This is a genomic window from Candidatus Cloacimonas acidaminovorans str. Evry (assembly GCF_000146065.2).
Lineage (GTDB): Bacteria > Cloacimonadota > Cloacimonadia > Cloacimonadales > Cloacimonadaceae > Cloacimonas > Cloacimonas acidaminivorans.
Map to the genome: position 1 here is coordinate 1,470,450 of NC_020449.1, position 18,977 is coordinate 1,489,426.

An 18,977-nucleotide genomic window follows, 5' to 3' on the forward strand; every position below is an offset into this window, starting at 1 on the left:
TACTAATTAGTTATGGATAAGCTTTCCACTTTTTTCCTAACACGCTATCTCAAAGCTCCCAAGCGTAATTTATTACGGTTCAGTTTTGTGTTTATGATTTTGGGAATTATCCTTTCTGTAGGAATTTTAAGTGCCGGTTTGAACCTCTTTGAAGGTTATGAAAGGACTTTGAAGGATGTCCTCTTGGGAACTTTCCCTCACATCACTTTAACTAAAGCAAATCTGGATAATATATCCAACGATGAAACCGATTCGCTGATAACTAAACTTTCTAAAAGGGATGAAATTCAGCAAATTACTCCTCTGCTTAGCTACCCTGTTATGACAGCTGGAAAAGAAAAAGTGCGGGGTGCAATTCTCAATGCTTATGATTTTAACGGTAAACAACCCTTTCCGCAGGCAAAATACATTCAAAAAGGCAAAAAAATACCTGCCAAGGGAGAAGTTATTATTGGTAAATATCTGGCTAAAGAACTGGGTAAAGATATTGGAGATACTTTAAAAGTTGTCTTTACCCGTTTAGATAATATTTCCGCTTTGGGCATTTTTCCTTCAGAATATTATTTGCCGATAGCAGGCATTTACAGCAGCGGATTTTATGAAACAGACCGCTCTTTAGTTCTTACCAACATTACAGACGCCGAATATATGCTAAATGCAAAACCCGGTTTCAGTAAACTGGAAATACGCTTAAAATCAAAGGACATAGAAAAAGCTCCCGAAATTGCTCAACTCCTCCAAACAATTGTAGGTCCCGAATATTCAGTATACCCTTGGCAGACCTTCAGTGCCGGTTTATTACATCTGGTAGAAATGGAAAAATGGCTGATTTTTATTATTTTCTGCTTTTTGGTTTTAATTGCCGGAATAAATGTTATTTCTGCTGTCGCAACCATCATTCTGGATAAAAAGAACGAAATTGCCGTTCTTAAAACCCTGGGAGCCAATTCTGCCTCTATTAAAAGAATACTTTGTCTACAGGTAGGGCTCTCTGCTTTATTGGCTATTATAGCAGGTCTGGTTTTTGGCGCACTTCTTTCCTGGGGTATAGAAAAGCAGAATTTCTATCAACTGAAAGGTGATGTTTATTTTATTGACAGCTTAAACACGAGTATCATTCCCTTAAATCAAATAATCATTTTTGTTGTTTCCTCGGTTCTGATATTTATTTGTATTTATTTCCCTCTTAAGCAAATAGATAAGATGGAAATTATTGAATTACTGCGCAACCCATAACGGATTATATTATGAAAAAGCGATTGTTCTATTTTATAAGGATTTTGGTATGATTTGTTTAGCCGGTTACGACCTCTGCAAAAGTTATACAGACAGCAATCAGACCATCAATGTTTTACGGAAAGCTACTCTTGAAGTGCAGGAATCCGAATTGGTCTGTATTACAGGAAAATCCGGCTCGGGAAAAAGTACTCTCCTCCATCTTTTGGGTTTACTGGATTCCCCGGATTCCGGAAAAGTAATGATTGGTGGAAATTATGTGCAGTCCACTATGCCGGAAGCTGCTTCCATACGCAATTTAGAGCTGGGATTTGTTTTCCAGTTTCACTACCTGATAGAAGACCTCACAGCTCAGGAAAATGTAGCTTTACCGATGATAATATCTGGTGTAAGTCATTCCAAAGCAATTGCTAATGCTGTTTCACTTCTAAATGAACTTGATTTGGCTGAGCGCATAACTCATTATCCCAATCAATTAAGTGGTGGTGAACAGCAACGGGTTGCTCTTGCCAGAGCTTTGATCAATAACCCTAAAATCGTTTTGGCAGATGAACCGACAGGAAATCTTGACCCGGAACACAGCAATGAGATTTGGGATATGATTTTAAAGCTTAATCAAGAACGCGGTCAAACCTTCGTTATCGTAACTCATGATGTTGCTAATGCCTCTAAGGCACAGGTAACTTATAATTTAAGCGAAGGCAAACTGGAAAAAAGATAAACTGGTCATTCTGCTATGCCAAAAGCAAAAAAGTTCCTGATTTTTGTGCTGATTCTCCTGTTGATAAACACGGGCTTCGTTCTTGCCTGGTATGCTTTTGGTTTAAGAAATTATTGCAAAAATTATCTCGCCAGATATTTAGGAAAATTGACCAAAGGTGAAGTCACTATTGATGAATTGCATATTAGTGACCGTCAGTTATTGGCACAAGGCATTACTTATACTTCGGCTGATAGTAGTATTGCCGTAAAGGTTCATCGCTTAAGTGTTCAGTATAATCTTACGCGTTACCTTTTTTCCGGTTTTAAAACCAGTAAGTTAATTAGTGACATAGAAATATACAAGCCCACGGTACATTACAGTTATTTTTATAAACCCAAACCTCCTAAAGCCAAAAAACCTCTTGTTCTTCCCGATTTTGCTCATTATTTTAAGCGTTTGCAATTAACTGAAGGAACGGCTGTTATTTCTGCTGAAATACCGGTTAAAATTTTACAGGAAGGGTATTTAAGCATATCAGACAGTTTTCAGGGAATTAACCTGACAGCTATCAATAAATCTAATTCCAATGTTACCTTAAATGCCTTTAGTGCCAAAGGCGGAAAATTGACCGCTAAGGGCTTATTAGATAAAGGACGCTTGGCTAAAGTGGAGGCTGAAATTGCTTCTTTCCGACCTCTTTCCATTTCTCATCCCGATTTACAAAATCTACAAACGGAAATTTCCTTGGTTGCCTCCTTAACGCAAGATACCCTAAAAGCTCCTCTTAAATATAAAGCTGAAGCTCAAATTTGGGGAACGGAAACATTATTTGCCGGAAATTATCCTGTCCTAATTCCCTATCTTTGGATTAAAACCGATGGTAGAAACCTCAATTTATCCCTTTCTCACAGCAATTTCGGCAGCAGTGAACTGGAAGGAGAGGTTAGAATAAGCAATTTAGACCAAAAAATGAAGTTTGATTATGCCTCTGCCACTGCCAATATTGATTTGAGTATGTTCCATAAGGAACTTCAGGGCTATGTAATGGTGCAAGCTAAAGGATATGGCACTATAGATAAACCCGAATTGGAACTAAATGTTACCTCTACCCAGGCAAAATATCAAAAATATGCTTTTCGCAATCTTAATTTAACCGGTTCCTACAACAATAATGAGCTTGCTTTTAATTTACCGGAACTCATTTTTGAGAATCAAATTATTAACTGTTCAGGTAACCTAAACCCTCTTTACAGAACAATCAATGCTCATCTGGAAACAAAACCAATAAAAATACAGTCCCAGCCCTATCTGGCAACTGCTAATTTGGATGTTTATGCAGAATTATGGGAAAAATATCCTTTCGTTGATGCCACTATCAATCAGCTGGATTTTAATTATGGCCTGGCAACGCTTCAAGGAGTAAGCGGTAAAGTAAAATTAATACCTCTTGCCAGTGACAATAATCTATATTTAGATGCCAATATATCAGGAGATAACGGTTTTAATATTAAAGTTATAGGTGATATTTTTAGTCGTAACCTTCTATTGGATGCAAAGTTTGATAACTTGGAAGTGGCAGAACTCTATTCTCAACCCAAAGTTATTGAAATGAATCCCTATCTGAATGGAGACATAAAGGCAATCATTACAGGTGAAAATGTCCTGTTACAAACCCTTTTGGGAGTAAAATTAGATAAACCGGTGCCTATAAATACCCCTTTAGATGCCTTGGGAACCTTTAATTATAAAACCAAAGAGGCCTCTTTACATCTTATCAGCAAGAATGGAATGATGAATTATCAGCCCCTAAATTTTGAACTTTCTGCTATGCTGAAAGATAACCTGCTTACCGTTCAGGGTTTTAAGTTTAATGACTTCATCAGTTTAAGCGGAGCAATTAATCTCTCCAACTATCGGGACTTGAATTTTGCCTTAAACCTTAAAAACATCAGTTATTTGGATATTGTGCATTATTTTCCTCAGCTGGATATCAATCTGCCCGAATTTTACGGACTAAATGTTTTTGCCGAATACAATCGTGAAAATTTGGGAGAACTGAAAGCAAATGCCTATTTATCTTATATTGACCTTTTAGCAGTTACTCCTTTTTCTCTGAAGTTAGAATTAAACGGTCCTGTAGATAGTATTCAGGTTGCGGGTAATATTCACAATTCGGAACAAAACATTCTGAATTTAAGCGGTCTTATTGGTTTCCAACCGGAGCTGAATATTAGTTTGGATGCCGGTTTCCACGACCTCGCTATTCAAAATGTTATTATTAATTCCCCTTTAACGGGAAAATTAAATGGAATAGCAGGAATTACCTGGCATAAAATTGAAGAACGAAAACCGGAATTGGAACTGAGGGCAAACCTTCTTTCGGAAGATATCACTATAAAAAATTATACCATCAATACAGCTGTTATTCAAGGTAAACAAACACCCCGGCAACTCATTGTAGACAGTTTATTTGTGCAATCGGCAGGACTTTTTAAACTTAACAGCTCGGGTGCAATTAATTATAATGCTCTTTACAACGAATTTTTTGAAGGACCCGAACAGCTAAATCTGAATGTGGAAGGTGAACTTTTTGGCTGGTTGAAAAATCTCACTCCCTACATTTTGGAAGCAAAAGGAAAATCCTCTTTAAGTGTAAGCATTGGCACTAGCGAAGATCAATTTCTGGTTTCCGGGGGAAAAATTAACATTAACAATGGATTTATTCGTCTTAAAGACCAAACGGAACCCCTTGCCAACATCAATATCAGAGGTGGTTTTGATAAAAATCGCCTGATTATTGAATATGGACAGATTCAAATGGGAGAAGGTAAACTCATTTTTAGTAATATCTTTGAAGCCGATAACAGCGACCATTTTATGCTGGGATTCCTGGATTTGGGAATTTTTAGAGCGATGTGTGAAGAACCTGGTATTCTTGTAAACATCCCTAAATATACAACTCCCCGTTCTTTAACTAAAGTAATTTTACGAGGCCAAAATAGTCGTTATGCCACAATCCGAGGTCCCTTTGACCAAATGAAAATAAGCGGAGAAGCAGTTGCTTCCAACACCAATGTTCTTTATCCTCCGGATACCGAGAATTTACTTACTTTGGCGTCTACCGTTCGTGGTTCCACCAAGAAAAAAAATTCCGAACCCAACCCCCTGCCTTTTATATTGGATGTTAAACTCATTGTTGGAGAGAATGTTAAGTATGTAACCTATCCTGCAGAACTGAGAGTCGTTCCGGGTGGATATTTGCATTTAGCTTATGATGGCTTATCATTTATTGTTAAAGAAGCATCTTTCTCTTCGGAACAGGGAACTGTTGATATTTTCGGCACCATCTTTCAAGTGGAAAAAGTGAATTTAACCTTAGTTGATTCCCAAAATCTGTTAGGTTTGGAAGGTATCTTTTATAAACGAGCACCTGATGGGTCTATGATAACTCTTTCGGCAATAACATCTTCCGATTATACTAAGAGTTTTATGGAACGCTTGCAATTAAGCTTAACTAGTGATAACCCTGAAGATAAAACCATCAGTCAAATTCTGGCTCGTTTGCATTATACGGGAACAGAAACTCCCGATAGAACACAGGGTGAATTCTGGCAAGATGAAGCATTAGGTTTAATTTCCGGTAACCTTGATGCTTCGCTTTTCACTCCAATTCTTTCACCCATAGAAAATTATATCCGCAGAACTCTGCATTTGGATAGCTTTACCATAAATGCCGGTTTTATTCAAAATCTTTATACTGAATATACCAATAATCCTCAACAATTTGCTGAATATACTGATATGAATCAGCTTAGTTCCGATATCGCCAAATTCAGTTCTTCTATTTTACTGAATAACTTATCTATTTCAATGAGTAAATATCTGGGAAGCAGTATTTTTCTGGACTATATGCTGAAATTACAAGAAGCCACAAACTTGCAAAATCGCACCCGGATTTTGGTTTCCAATGAAGCATCAATTCGTCTTATTCTGCCTAAAAATTACCGCGTAGCTTATACTGTTACCTACGAAGCTCAAGAAAAAAAGACCAGCCATGAAATTATGCTGTCAAGGTTTATTAGATTCTGGGGACTGTGAAGAATGAAGAATGAAAAATTGAGAATTATAAATAAATCTCGGTGCTCTCAGTGTTCTCGGTGTTCTCGGTGTAAAAAAGAATGGAGAATAGGAAGTGAAATCAGTTCAATCCGTGTTGCTATTAAATTTATGCTATCTATTAGGGACATTTTTAATAAAATCCTTTGACAAAAAGCATAACCTGAAAATAAAGGTAAAAATGATAAAAATCCCAGGAGGATATAATGCCGGATAATGTTAAAAACGAAAGTGCAGTGAATACCAAAAAAGCTCCTAAAATGGCTGATTTTTCTACCAGAGTTTCCCTGGTTGAATTGATTATGATTTTAATGCTGGTGGGCTTGGTTTTTGTTTTTTACTTTGGAATGAAACAACTCCAAATAGATAAAGCCAATGAAGCAATTGCACAGGAAAAATTTGAAAATATAATCCCCACTTTCCAAAAAATCATTGAGGCAATGGAAGCATACCGTAAAGCAGATGAATTTGGAGATTATCCTGCCTTTTTGGAAGAACTGAACCTGGGTGATATCAATACCAACGATTTTAAATTTGAATATTCAGCCGATACTTATACAATCACAGCAATTACTCAACCTGCTTTTGGAAAAGCGGGAATTAAGGTTATCTACAATCTTTCCGATAAAAGCTTTACTGTTGAAGACCCTACACCCGATAAAAAACCTACCATAAAGGATGAATGGTTGCCACAAGAGTAAACCCGCTAATAAGTTATCGGGTAAAAGAATGAAGTGAAAAAGTGAAAGAGTGAAACCCGCTTTATAAATTGAGGGCAAGGATAGAAAATAAAATTTTCCGGGGAGTTTATACATTCATCGCTGGGGAAGTATTGTTCTTGGGAAGTTATACTATGTCCTTATTCATAAATCATAAAGGACAGAAATAATGCCGTGGGAATGGTAAAAACATAACAACGGGTTTCAACCCGGTGATAAGAAAAGAACCTACAAAACTATATTTAATGGGGAAAAAAGTTCCGTAGGAACGACAGATATTAACAACGGGTTTCAACCCGGTGATAAGAAAGCAGAAAAGTCATTATCTCTTTATCCGAGAAAGAGTTCCGTAGGAACGACAGATATTAACAACGGGTTTCAACCCGGTGATAAGAAAGCAGAAAAGTCATTATCTCTTTATCCAACAAAAAGTTCCGTAGGAACGACAGATATTAACAACGGGTTTCAACCCGGTGATAAGAAAACTGTCATCCCTAAAGTGACTTTTATTAAATGACCTTTCAAAATGAAAATTATATTACAGGTATTGGGAATAGAAAAGATAAATCCCAAAAATCCTGTTCATCCCAAACCTATTATTATTAAATCTAAGTTATCTGTGAGAAAAAAACTATTCCATAATTGCTTTCAACAACAACGGCACCATTATTTCATTCTGACCTATGAAATAATACCCTTTCCCTCCGTTTTCTACGGGTCTTTCTGCTACATTTACCTTTGCCCTGTAGTGCACATTAAAATCAAAAACAGCAGTAGTAAAATTCTGAACCTCGCCATAAATATTTCGGGCAACCGTTAATGCTTTCAAAAACACCTCGGGAACAATCACAGCTGAGCCCAAATTTAAAAACACCCCTCCCCTATTAAGTTCAGAAACCTTTTCCGCAAAAATCCGAAAATCCCGCATTGAACAATCACCAATTGCTTTTCCATCCGCATAAGGGCTTTGATGAATAATATCTGTTCCAATAGCAACCTGCACGCAAACAGGAATTTCCCATTTATAGGCAGAAGCGAGTAAAGAAAGGTCTTTGTATTTTGCCTTTGTATAAAGTTCTTTGCCAATTGCCTCACCTAAACCCAAACTCTCTTTAAAACCCTTATTTATTGCTTCATTAATTCCCTTTACTGTTTCTTCCGCCATCCCGAAAGAACCATCTGATAAAGCAGAAGACACATCTTCCGAGGTCTTGCCAAAATTGGCAATTTCATAATCATGAATCGCTACGGCACCGTTACACACAAAAGCGGAAACAAAATCCTCTTCCATCATTTCTATTAATAAAGGTGCCAATCCGCATTTGATAATATGAGCTCCCAAACCGATTATTATGGGTTTATGGTTTTCTCTGGCTTTTTTGCAGGCAAGAATAAGCTCCTTCAGGTCTTTGGCAGCAAGGATATCGGGAAGGCAATTGAAAAAATCATTAACCTTCACTTTCCCCTTTTTGGCAAAAGCATTTATATTCACCTTACTATAGCGTTGGTCAATCGGATAGGTCTTTATTTTCTTTAGGTCTATCTCTTTGTATTTGCTCACGGTAGCGTTCCTCTTCACTAAATATACATCCGCAATATTGTTGACGATAAAGTCCGGCTTCTTTAGCTAATTTTCTGCCTTCCCACCATAAAGATCTCCAGTCCTCATAGAAGAAGTCAATGCCGTATTTGGCGCTCATTTTTAACGCTATATCCACAATGAGTTCATGTTTTTGATATTTACTGTAAAGCATTGTAGTGCTGAAAGAAGAGTAACAAAGTTCTTTTGCTGTTTTGGCAACGGCATTTAAACGGGTTTCATAGCAATATTGACAGCGGTTATTAATATCTTTTAGGGTTGTCTGCAAAAAATTCATCAGACCGTATTCATCCTGTTCAAGCAGTTCTATATTCTCTTTTCCAGCAAAATCGCGCAAGGTATCACGCCTTTTTTGATATTCTAAAAGCGGATGAATATTGGGATTAAACCAAAATGCAGTCAGTTCTTTCCCTTCAGCTTTCAGCTTATAAAAAGGCGCAATCAAACAGGGTGCGCAACAGCAATGCAGTAAAAGTTCTTTTTCTGCCATAATTCTATCTCATTGTAATTCCTGCGTTCTTGTAATACCTCACAAGCACAAATCCATTCATTTTTCCCCCCTTCAAAATAGATCCCGCATTAAGCGCGGAATGATAATCACCAATATCTGCAGAAAATCGGATGTTCCCTCTCTGTTAATACTCTTTCAGCAAATTGGCAGCAACTATATTTCTCTGAATTTGATTAGTGCCTTCATATATTTGCAAAATTTTGGCATCGCGCATCATTTTTTCCACCGGATATTCTTTCATATAACCATAACCGCCTAAAATTTGCACTGCATCGGTAGTAACCTTCATTGCTACATCGGAAGCAAAATATTTACACATTGCACTTTCTTTGGAGTAGTTTTTGGCTCCACTATCAATCATTCTCGCCGTTTGCATCACTAAAGCCCTTGCTGCTTCAATTTGGGTTGCCATATCTGCCAGCATAAATTGAATACCTTGAAAGCTGGAAATCGGTTTTCCAAACTGCTGTCTTTCCCTGGAATATTTTATTGCTACTTCAAATGCACCGCGAGCAACTCCTACAGATTGAGCTCCAACCATTGGACGCGATTTATCAAAAACCTTCATTGCAGTAATAAAACCAGTCCCTTCACGCCCAATCAAATTTTCTGCCGGAACTTTACAATCCTCAAAAATTAGCTCTCTTGTAGCGGAGGCACGAATACCCATTTTGTTTTCTTTTTTACCAAAATTAAAACCGGGAGTGCCTTTTTCCACTAAAAAACAGGAACAACCACGCGCTCCTTTGGTTTTATCCGTCATTGCAAAAACACAGTAAATTCCTGCTTCTCCCCCATTAGTTATCCACTGTTTTGTGCCATTTAAAAGATAATAATCGCCTTCCTTTTGGGCAGTAGTTTCAATTGCACCCGCATCACTACCTGCATTTGCCTCTGTTAAAGCAAAAGCAGCAAGTTGTTCTCCGGCTGCAATTTGTGCCAGATATTTTTGTTTCTGCTCTTCACTTCCCGCAATTAAAATAGGATACATCCCTAAACCGGTTGCTCCAAATGCTAAGGAAATACCGACATCCACTGCACAAAGCTCTTCTGTAACAACTGCTAAATCAGCAACTTTGCCACTAATTCCGCCATATTCTTCCGGAACTAAAATAGCAAAAAGATCGCTTTGTTTCATCACTTCTACGATGTCCCAAGGGAAAATGCCCTCTTCATCGTATTTTTCGGAAACAGGTCTAATTTTTTCCTCTGCAATCCGCCGTGCTATTTCTTGCATTTCCAATTGTTCTTCAGTTAAAAAGTAGTCCATTATGTAACTCCTATATTATTTTATGGGTTATATATTTTAGCATTAGGCAAAAATTCCCTAAAACTGTCAATCTATTTTTTCCTTCCTTAATTACAGCTCATCATCCACCCATCCTCAACCCATCGTAAAGGTTGGGTTGAGGATGAGTGAAATGTAGGCAAGCTATAGGTACTTTGCGGAAATGAAAAAATGTGAGTCAGGAACCGTCACTGCCGAAATAACTTATATACTACCCACGAATTTATTTGGCAGTGAGGACTCGTGACGACCAGAATGAAAAATGAAAAAATTGAGAATTATCAATAAATCTCGGTATCATCAGTGTTCTCAGTGTAAAAAATCTTCTCTCTTTTCTCTTTCTCTCTTTGTAAAATTCTCCTTTTTTCTCTTTCTCTCTTTTTCTCTTTGTGTAATAATTCTCTCGGTGCTCTCGGTGTAAAAAAAATCTATATATCTCAAAACACACAACAAGGAAATCCATATTTTGTTTTTACTCCCCAAACCCAAAATATAAAATTCTATATTGGGATTTTACCCCCTAAAACCAAAATATAAAATTCCATATCTTGCTTTATTCCTTAAAAACATCAATATATCTTTTAAACATAAACACCCTATTTCTGCTGTATCCTGTTGTTTCCTCCAAAATATTTATCTCTACAAGGGTTTTTATTAATTCATTGGCAGAGTAGTATTTAACGCCCAAAATTGATTCCACTTGCTTAACACTAACTACAGGTGACTGATATAAATGCTTCAATAATTTTCTGGCGTTATCGGTTTTTTTACCAAGATTCATAAGTTCACTTTCAATATTGGTATGTAAATTTAGAATTTGGGCAAAAGTCGTTTTTCCTTTTTCCGCTGTTTCCATAACCGCTTCCAGAAAAAAACGCACCCACTGTCCTAAATCATTGGAGTCCCTAACTCTGGTTAGTGAATCGTAATAAGCTCCCCGATGTCTTTCAAAAAAATCGGAAAGATATAAAGTCGGTTTAATTAAAAGATGATTACTAACCAGATACAATGTTATCAGTAGACGTCCAATACGTCCATTTCCATCTTGAAAAGGATGTATGGTTTCAAACTGATAGTGAGCTATAGCACAACGAATTAAATGCGGAACAACAATTCTGTCATTATAAAGAAAATGTTCAAAATCATCAAGTAAATCAGACATATCATCTTTATGAGGAGGTATAAAAGCTGCATCAGCTAAAGATGAGCCACCAATCCAATTCTGACTTGTGCGAAACTCACCCGGGGTTTTATGTTTTCCTCGGACATTAGTCATCAATATCCGATGTGTATTTCTAATTAAACGCAAAGAAAGTGGTAAGTTTTCTAACTGTTTTATGGCTTCGTTCATTGCCTGAACATAATTTTGCACTTCCTGCCAATCATCCCGTTTTTCAGGAAAAACTGAACTCTCATCTAAGACCACATCTTCAATATCGGTTTTAGTGCCTTCAATCCGACTGGAAGTATTTGCTTCTTTCAAAATATGCATCCGAATAAATAAGTCCACATTAGGAACAATTCGGGAAAAAGCATTTAATTCACCCAATGTCTGTGCTGCTTTTTCCAGTAAAAGATTAATCCTGGGATCATCCCAAGTCCATTGATGGTTTATTTTACTTGGTAAAAAACTCTTATATTGAAATTGATTTTTATAAGTTCCGGATTTGAATTCTTCAAATTTCATCTCATTAAACCTGCCTGTTTCTTTTAGTTAATTACTCTTTCCTTCCTATAATTACGCATATTTAAGTCAAGAACTTTATGCGATGGCAAAAAAGATTTATTTTTTACACCGAAATCAGAATGAAGAATGAAAAAGGAAGAAATGTGAGTCAGGAGCCGTCACTGCCGAAATAACTTATATACTAGCCACGAATTTATTTGGCACTGAGGACTCGTAACGACCAAAATGAAGAATGAAAAAATTGAGAATTGAGAATTATCAATAAATCTCGGTGTTCTCAGTGTTCTCAGTGCATTCGGTGTAAAAAATCTTTTCTCTTTTCCTCTTTGTAAAATTCTCCTCTTTTCTCTTTCTCTCTTTTTCTCTTTGTGTAATAATTCTCTCGGTGCTCTCGGTGTAAAAAAAATCTGCTTACCTTCTCTATTTTACTATTATCTTCCCTTGCGCCTTTCCGCTGTGGTAAAAATATAACCCGCTTCCCATTCCTTTTCCCCTAAGGTCTATGCTTGCTTCTCCCTTTTGCACAGGCAATTGTAACACTTTTTGTCCCTTTAGATTATAAATCTTTAGTTCTCCGTAAAAAGCATTATCCGCCTTGAAATTGAGAATACCATCTTTATTAACTGGATTAGGATAGATAGTTATTTGAGGCAAAGGCAATTCTTCATCGGAAACAGGGGTTTCATAGCTAAAATAACAAATATCGGTTGGGATTAATGCAACCGTCCACTGAGTAATCGGTTGCCAGTTATTACTCCTTAAATATACAGTTCCGTTTTGACTATAGGGAGCATAAAGAACAGCAATACAATCAGTTGAACCGCTGATCATTATCCCTCCCGGAGTTAAAGGATTACTGCTGTTATGCATAATTTCCAGGGTTGAGGCATTATAAGAATATACTCCGCTGTTATATCCCTCTCCCAAATAGGCAAAACCTTGTGGGCTAATCCACACACTCCAAGGGTTGCCTCCAATTAAAAGACGGTCTATGCGTTCATCTGTAATCGTATCAATAATATCCACAGCTCCAGAAATGGAACTCCAATTACCGGTGCATACTATATGCAATTGTGAACCAAAAACAGCTATATCCTGAGGGTTAGTCCACACAGGAATGGTTTTTATCACGCTAAAAGAATCCAAATCAATCACAGAGACACTGCTATTAGCATAACCGCTGGCATAACCACCTGTATTACATACATATAATTTTCCGTTACAGACCCCTAAACCTTCCGGGGCTGTGCCAACTGTAATTTGATCTACAACTGACCAGCTTTCTTGACTGATTTTATAGACCTTATTAGTAAACATTCCGCTTACATAAAGATAACCACTATCTTCTACTACATCCCAGGGATTGGAACTGGAGGCAATAAAAATATTACGGATAGTTGTTCCACTATTTCTATCTATCATCTGAATGCTGTTTGCCCCGGAAAGAACTACATAAATATAATCACTATTTACTTTCAGCATATTCGGAGTTAAACCTAATTGCGTAAAACTATTATTCACCGTTCCTGTTTCCATGTCAATTCTGCTTAAAGTGCGGGATTCGGAATTTACCACATAAATATAATCCGCCTGCAGAAACGCTATACAGATTACTGGAAGCAGAAGAAGTAAAAAGAACTTTTTCATCATATCCTCATTCAGTTAAAAATAACAGGTCTTCCCGAAAGAATACGGTAACCTTGGAGCCATTATTAAAAAATCCTCTTTTGTGTCAAATCCCAATATGCTTCTGGGCAATTTTACTTTACAACAGCAATTATAATATGCTTCCTTAACAAAATGCCAATAGATATATGATATTAGCAGATAGAAGTGATTATTTTGGGCAAGGCAAGGGAAAAATTGATCATAAGGACAAAATAATACCCGTAGATGAACTGATGCCCATAATTGAAGATATTAAAGCCATAAGCTTTTATAACATTATGAAAGATAATATTTCAGGTAACTATAATGCCTCAGCATTTGAGCCAGATGATGCTCTTGATTGTCGTGATCCTTTTCTCCAACAAGCTTATGAACATAATCTGCTTTCAGATAGCACAATTAAAGAAATATACGAATTTGATGAATTTGTTTCTCTCACTCGGTTCCCCCGGAATCATAAGAATTTAAAGAGTGGCTTAAACCACATTCTTTTGCTACCAATAAAACAACAAAATGAAATGAGTTTTATAGGAACGACAGATATTAACAACGGGTTTCAACCCGGTGATAAGAAAGCAGAAAAGTCATTATCTCTTTTTCCGACAAAGAGGGGCTGTCTCACAACCTCCCAAAAGTCCATTTTTTGCCATTTTCAGGTATACAAAGATGTATCCTAAAGAGGAGATTGTTCCTTAAAATGGCTTATATTTACTGTCTCAAAACTAACTTTTAGTTTCGGGACAGCCCCGACAGATGTTAGCCCAAGTTTCGCAATTATCAAGCTAAAGTATTGTTAAATAAGACAAATTATTTTTTTTGCATACTTCAATCTATATTTTTGTGATACCGTATTTTTGGAAACCTTGATATTCAAAAGGGAATAGATTTTCTTCGCTTTTGCCTCAGGTTGGGTTGTTTGTTTGTTTCTAACTCTATAAACATCTGTAGTATTGAATATTGTATCAGAACACATATAGGTTTGCAGGATTTGTTTGATGCTTTTCCAGCTAATATGAACATCTTCAAGTGCCAGTTTATAAGTTATACTTTTCAGAATAGCGTACGCTAAAACGGAATAGAACAGATGTACCTTTATCCGACCATCTTTCTGATGATAAATAGGTCTTGTTCCTATTTCGGTTTTCATACTTCTGAAGGCAGCTTCAACTTCACTCATATTCATATAAAATTTCCAGATTTCTTCAGCACTGAAATCTGTATGGTTGGTTTCAATTACATATCAACCTGGAAACTCAGCTTTGCAGGATTTCTGATGCCGATCAGTTATTATGAGAGATTCTATCCTCGGAGGAGCAGAATTGCTTGGCTGGAGTTGAATTTCATAGTTAGCTGCTGTAGAACCATATTTCTCTTTCAACCGCCCAATCTTTACCCCAATCTTGTCAGTTGTGGAGATATTCACTTTAGTAATGGAAGGTAGGATAATAATTATCTACTATTGGCTTATTTGCCTTTGTTGTCTACGGTTTCAATCCTTGTTTTAATGGAATGTAGGGTGAAAATTCTATCGCAATTAAGCCACCGATGGAGAATGTTTCCAAGGCAGCGAATAATGCAACATAGGAAGCATTATCTATTTTTTTAATGAACAACTGAAGTAATAGAATAATAATAGCAATCGCAGATAAGAGAAAGATTGCTAGAAGGATACATTCAATGATAGATAAGATTGCTGCTTTTTCATTTTTTTTTCCTTTTTTCTCGGGTGAATTTGTTTTCATATTTCGGACACGGGTCGGGTAATTCCTTTTTTCCTTTATGCACATCGGCAGAAACCGTGTCAATTGCATCATTATAATAATTGCAATGATTATAGTTTCTATAGCAGGTATAGCACTGCCGTATCCTGTATGCCTCCATCATTTGTCCTACCAGTCGTGATTCGTTGTATTCTTTGCCCAATGAGCATATAAGTCTATCTTTTTCATTATTCATTGTTACCTCCTATGTAATCAATGATGACTTCTAAGTTATAATTTTGTATGACTTTATTATCCGGTGTAATCAATTTGTATATCGTATTACCTAGTATTCATTTCAATCATTTTCTGGTAATTTTTCGCACGATATAGAATGACTTATTTATTCCGTTTATTTTCTTCCGGTAATCCTCTTGGTGTTCGGAAAGTTTATTGTAGCCGAACTTGAATTCTAAACAGTAGTTACCAGAATTTTTCACCAGAATACCATCAAAGGAGCGTCTTAATTCATCAGACACCCCTCTTTCTTTAATCAGCCGCAATCTTTTCCCAGTCATTATCGGGTCGGGTATTTTCACATAAAGGCATTTCTTTATTTTCGCACGCCACGCGAATTCCTCTTCAAATGCCTTTTCTGGTTTCTTATTTTTTTTTTCATTTCACTATCTCTGCGTGACTTTTTCTATAAGAATGCGGATTCAAGTAAAGTATCGTTAATTGACCTATAATGCGGTCAAACAGGCAGTCACCGTATCTATTTCTCAGTTCTTCTGAATTCAGATTCGTGGTGATAATGAATCCTGTATTTCTATTCAGCTCTAACACTTTCAAGAAAAGGATTACTGCATTGGCTACTTTAGCCGCATCTTTATCTTCTTCCGTTCCTATATCATCAGGATAATAGTGCCTAAATCTTGTTTCAATCCTTGATTTAATGGACTGTAGAGTAAAAACCTCTCGCTTAACCAAGTTGCCCAGCCAGTAATCATCGTTTCAATCCTTGATTTAATGGACTGTAGAGTAAAAACTGCTGAGAGCAGATACCTCTTCGTATTTGCTCTTGGTTTCAATCCTTGATTTAATGGACTGTAGAGTAAAAACGTTGTGGTGTAATAAGTCGTTATTTATTGATGTATAGGTTTCAATCCTTGATTTAATGGACTGTAGAGTAAAAACCCCGCATTTATCATTTTAGTAAGAATGAATTGCAAAGTTTCAATCCTTGATTTAATGGACTGTAGAGTAAAAACCCTTATTTCCCGATTTCGCAAACCGAGAATAAGGAGTTTCAATCCTTGATTTAATGGACTGTAGAGTAAAAACTGAAGGGCGTCAAAGCTGCTATATCTTTGAATTTATGTTTCAATCCTTGATTTAATGGACTGTAGAGTAAAAACAGAACAAAGATACAGGTCTTTATGCACGCATAACAGGTTTCAATCCTTGATTTAATGGACTGTAGAGTAAAAACAGGAATTTTAAGTTGTGTAAAAATTAAAGTCTTTTAGTTTCAATCCTTGATTTAATGGACTGTAGAGTAAAAACAATAGGAGAAATGTTCACTCCTGCTCTAGAGAGCGGTTTCAATCCTTGATTTAATGGACTGTAGAGTAAAAACCTTGCCCCTGCTACTTGATAGCGTATTCCAATATCGCGTTTCAATCCTTGATTTAATGGACTGTAGAGTAAAAACCCAAATCCGGTATCACATTTGCGGCAATAAATTTTTGTTTCAATCCTTGATTTAATGGACTGTAGAGTAAAAACTATATAATTCAGGTTGTAGACCCGCACGATAGCAGACGTTTCAATCCTTGATTTAATGGACTGTAGAGTAAAAACGCAGACAAAAAATCGGATAATGAATATGAATAGAAGGTTTCAATCCTTGATTTAATGGACTGTAGAGTAAAAACACAATAGAATTGGAGGATAAATGAGAAGGTTAATAAGTTTCAATCCTTGATTTAATGGACTGTAGAGTAAAAACTTAAACTCTCAATTAGGGAATCATAATTATTAGAAGGTTTCAATCCTTGATTTAATGGACTGTAGAGTAAAAACGGAAGAGAAAAATAGATATAAGCAAATCAGAGGATAAGTTTCAATCCTTGATTTAATGGACTGTAGAGTAAAAACACATAGGCAGCAGGGGTAAAGACAGTAGTATCATGATGTTTCAATCCTTGATTTAATGGACTGTAGAGTAAAAACGCAATTCACCACGGAACACAGCAGTTGCCTTGGCATGTTTCAATCCTTGATTTAATGGACTGTAGAGTAAAAACAAAAAGGTCTTTCTCGCATCCCTTAATTCTGATGGTAGTTTCAATCCTTGATTTAATGGACTGTAGAGTAAAAACCACTTCTTATGGCTATCCCATCAGCTTCTTCCGTGGGTTTCAATCCTTGATTTAATGGACTGTAGAGTAAAAACATGGAAGGTCGAGTATCCATTTTTCAATTGCTTTAGAGTTTCAATCCTTGATTTAATGGACTGTAGAGTAAAAACCCTCATTATCCCTCACCTCCCATCCGATGCAATTCTGTTTCAATCCTTGATTTAATGGACTGTAGAGTAAAAACTATTCACAATGAACTTTCACCCTACTTATTTGCCCGGGTTTCAATCCTTGATTTAATGGACTGTAGAGTAAAAACTATTTGTGGTCATTGGTTAAAAGAGCCGGCTGGGAGTTTCAATCCTTGATTTAATGGACTGTAGAGTAAAAACCGGTTCTTCCTTCACTATGATGTAGTCAACCATTGTTTCAATCCTTGATTTAATGGACTGTAGAGTAAAAACAAAGACCGCTGGGTTTCCCAGCGGTCTGTAGATTCAGTTTCAATCCTTGATTTAATGGACTGTAGAGTAAAAACGCTGACTTTCGTTCTCGCGTTTTCGCGAGAGAGGACGTTTCAATCCTTGATTTAATGGACTGTAGAGTAAAAACCCCAATCGCCTTGCAAATCCTTCACATTGGGCTCAGTTTCAATCCTTGATTTAATGGACTGTAGAGTAAAAACCCGCCTCTCCCACCGGAAATACCCGTCCATTCATAGTTTCAATCCTTGATTTAATGGACTGTAGAGTAAAAACACTGAAACTTTTTGCAAGAATTTTTGCTGTAAGTTGGTTTCAATCCTTGATTTAATGGACTGTAGAGTAAAAACACTGAAACTTTTTGCAAGAATTTTTGCTGTAAGTTGGTTTCAATCCTTGATTTAATGGACTGTAGAGTAAAACTATTGTAAGTTCATATTTATAGTCTTCGCTAACATTGTGTTTCAATCCTTGATTTAATGGACTGTAGAGTAAAAACACCGAGTAAGAGTGATATTCGGGTCAGCTCAAGATTGTTTCAATCCTTGATTTAATGGACTGTAGAGTAAAAACTTGATTTGTGTTATCCACAATTTCCAAAATTTCCTCGTTTCAATCCTTGATTTAATGGACTGTAGAGTAAAAACCATAGTGTTGTGTAATATGATTCCAGGTTACATTATGTTTCAATCCTTGATTTAATGGACTGTAGAGTAAAAACACCATATATACGCCTTCGCACAGTTTACCACTAATGGTTTCAATCCTTGATTTAATGGACTGTAGAGTAAAAACATCTTCCCAGCGATCGTTGCTGGGGAGGGAAAAGTTAGTTTCAATCCTTGATTTAATGGACTGTAGAGTAAAAACAATGTTATTTTTTCCACACTCCCTTTTTCTGTCA

Annotated in this window: 13 protein-coding genes and 1 CRISPR repeat array (1 of these 14 only partly in view); of the genes, 5 read left to right on the forward strand and 8 right to left on the reverse strand. The window is 36.5% G+C overall.

From position 1 onward, the window contains the following. The first annotated feature begins 12 nt into the window (after positions 1–12). The 4 genes from CLOAM_RS06015 (at position 13) to CLOAM_RS06030 (ending at position 6,756) form a co-directional block, all read left to right on the forward strand. The gene (locus tag CLOAM_RS06015; protein ID WP_015424986.1) at positions 13–1,236 is read left to right on the forward strand and encodes an ABC transporter permease; all 1,224 of its coding nucleotides are present in this window, start codon (positions 13–15) and stop codon (positions 1,234–1,236) included. Next, positions 1,214–1,957, forward strand: a complete 744-nt coding sequence (locus CLOAM_RS06020) for an ABC transporter ATP-binding protein (RefSeq protein ID WP_015424987.1) — start codon at positions 1,214–1,216, stop codon at positions 1,955–1,957. The genes CLOAM_RS06015 and CLOAM_RS06020 overlap by 23 nt, the downstream gene beginning before the upstream one ends. A gap of 15 nt (positions 1,958–1,972) precedes the next feature. Further along, positions 1,973–6,037 (forward strand): translocation/assembly module TamB domain-containing protein, encoded by a 4,065-nt coding sequence (locus CLOAM_RS06025; RefSeq protein ID WP_015424988.1) that lies wholly within the window; start codon positions 1,973–1,975, stop codon positions 6,035–6,037. Positions 6,038–6,261: 224 nt separating this feature from the next. After that, a complete protein-coding gene (locus CLOAM_RS06030) occupies positions 6,262–6,756 on the forward strand; it encodes a hypothetical protein (RefSeq protein WP_015424989.1) in 495 nt (164 codons plus the stop codon). Between the two features lie 649 nt (positions 6,757–7,405). On the opposite strand, the gene CLOAM_RS06035 is transcribed toward CLOAM_RS06030, so the two are convergent. From CLOAM_RS06035 to CLOAM_RS06060, 5 genes are all read right to left on the reverse strand, one after another. After that, entirely contained in the window at positions 7,406–8,335 is a 930-nt protein-coding gene (locus tag CLOAM_RS06035; RefSeq protein ID WP_044279005.1) for an ornithine cyclodeaminase family domain, read from the reverse strand. Further along, positions 8,283–8,864, reverse strand: a complete 582-nt coding sequence (locus CLOAM_RS06040; RefSeq protein WP_015424991.1) for an epoxyqueuosine reductase QueH — start codon at positions 8,862–8,864, stop codon at positions 8,283–8,285. Before CLOAM_RS06040 ends, CLOAM_RS06035 begins: the two co-directional genes overlap by 53 nt. Before the next feature lie 145 nt (positions 8,865–9,009). Next, positions 9,010–10,155, reverse strand: a complete 1,146-nt coding sequence (locus CLOAM_RS06045) for an acyl-CoA dehydrogenase family protein (RefSeq protein WP_015424992.1) — start codon at positions 10,153–10,155, stop codon at positions 9,010–9,012. A gap of 571 nt (positions 10,156–10,726) precedes the next feature. After that, positions 10,727–11,860 carry a Fic family protein gene (locus CLOAM_RS06055; protein ID WP_015424993.1) on the reverse strand — a complete coding sequence of 378 codons (1,134 nt, stop codon included), beginning with the start codon at positions 11,858–11,860 and terminating at the stop codon, positions 10,727–10,729. Between the two features lie 420 nt (positions 11,861–12,280). Further along, a complete protein-coding gene (locus tag CLOAM_RS06060) occupies positions 12,281–13,510 on the reverse strand; it encodes a T9SS type A sorting domain-containing protein (protein WP_015424994.1) in 1,230 nt (409 codons plus the stop codon). A gap of 164 nt (positions 13,511–13,674) precedes the next feature. Between CLOAM_RS06060 and CLOAM_RS09975 the strand changes: the two genes are divergently transcribed. Continuing rightward, positions 13,675–14,205 carry a hypothetical protein gene (locus tag CLOAM_RS09975; protein WP_015424995.1) on the forward strand — a complete coding sequence of 177 codons (531 nt, stop codon included), beginning with the start codon at positions 13,675–13,677 and terminating at the stop codon, positions 14,203–14,205. Positions 14,206–14,321: 116 nt separating this feature from the next. Here CLOAM_RS09975 and CLOAM_RS06070 read toward each other — a convergent pair whose 3' ends face one another. The 3 genes from CLOAM_RS06070 to CLOAM_RS09980 all read right to left on the reverse strand — a co-directional run bounded on the left by CLOAM_RS06070 (position 14,322) and on the right by CLOAM_RS09980 (position 15,767). Beyond that, the gene (locus CLOAM_RS06070) at positions 14,322–14,705 is read right to left on the reverse strand and encodes a hypothetical protein (protein WP_232502659.1); all 384 of its coding nucleotides are present in this window, start codon (positions 14,703–14,705) and stop codon (positions 14,322–14,324) included. Between the two features lie 524 nt (positions 14,706–15,229). Next, positions 15,230–15,484 (reverse strand): hypothetical protein, encoded by a 255-nt coding sequence (locus CLOAM_RS06080; RefSeq protein WP_044279009.1) that lies wholly within the window; start codon positions 15,482–15,484, stop codon positions 15,230–15,232. A gap of 106 nt (positions 15,485–15,590) precedes the next feature. Then, a complete protein-coding gene (locus CLOAM_RS09980; protein WP_232502660.1) occupies positions 15,591–15,767 on the reverse strand; it encodes a hypothetical protein in 177 nt (58 codons plus the stop codon). 398 nt (positions 15,768–16,165) lie between these two features. After that, a CRISPR array of direct repeats spans positions 16,166–18,977; the repeat unit is 38 nt; unit sequence GTTTCAATCCTTGATTTAATGGACTGTAGAGTAAAAAC; it runs 9,526 nt beyond the window's last position.

Bases quoted from the DNA above. Each gene is read 5' to 3' on its own strand.
- CLOAM_RS06070 (WP_232502659.1), bottom strand. From the start codon at position 14,705: ATGAGTGAAGTTGAAGCTGCCTTCAGAAGTATGAAAACCGAAATAGGA.
- CLOAM_RS06045 (WP_015424992.1), bottom strand. From the start codon at position 10,155: ATGGACTACTTTTTAACTGAAGAACAATTGGAAATGCAAGAAATAGCA.
- CLOAM_RS06040 (WP_015424991.1), bottom strand. From the start codon at position 8,864: ATGGCAGAAAAAGAACTTTTACTGCATTGCTGTTGCGCACCCTGTTTG.
- CLOAM_RS06030 (WP_015424989.1), top strand. From the start codon at position 6,262: ATGCCGGATAATGTTAAAAACGAAAGTGCAGTGAATACCAAAAAAGCT.
- CLOAM_RS06015 (WP_015424986.1), top strand. From the start codon at position 13: ATGGATAAGCTTTCCACTTTTTTCCTAACACGCTATCTCAAAGCTCCC.
- CLOAM_RS09975 (WP_015424995.1), top strand. From the start codon at position 13,675: ATGATATTAGCAGATAGAAGTGATTATTTTGGGCAAGGCAAGGGAAAA.
- CLOAM_RS06055 (WP_015424993.1), bottom strand. From the start codon at position 11,860: ATGAAATTTGAAGAATTCAAATCCGGAACTTATAAAAATCAATTTCAA.
- CLOAM_RS06060 (WP_015424994.1), bottom strand. From the start codon at position 13,510: ATGATGAAAAAGTTCTTTTTACTTCTTCTGCTTCCAGTAATCTGTATA.
- CLOAM_RS06080 (WP_044279009.1), bottom strand. From the start codon at position 15,484: ATGAATAATGAAAAAGATAGACTTATATGCTCATTGGGCAAAGAATAC.
- CLOAM_RS06025 (WP_015424988.1), top strand. From the start codon at position 1,973: ATGCCAAAAGCAAAAAAGTTCCTGATTTTTGTGCTGATTCTCCTGTTG.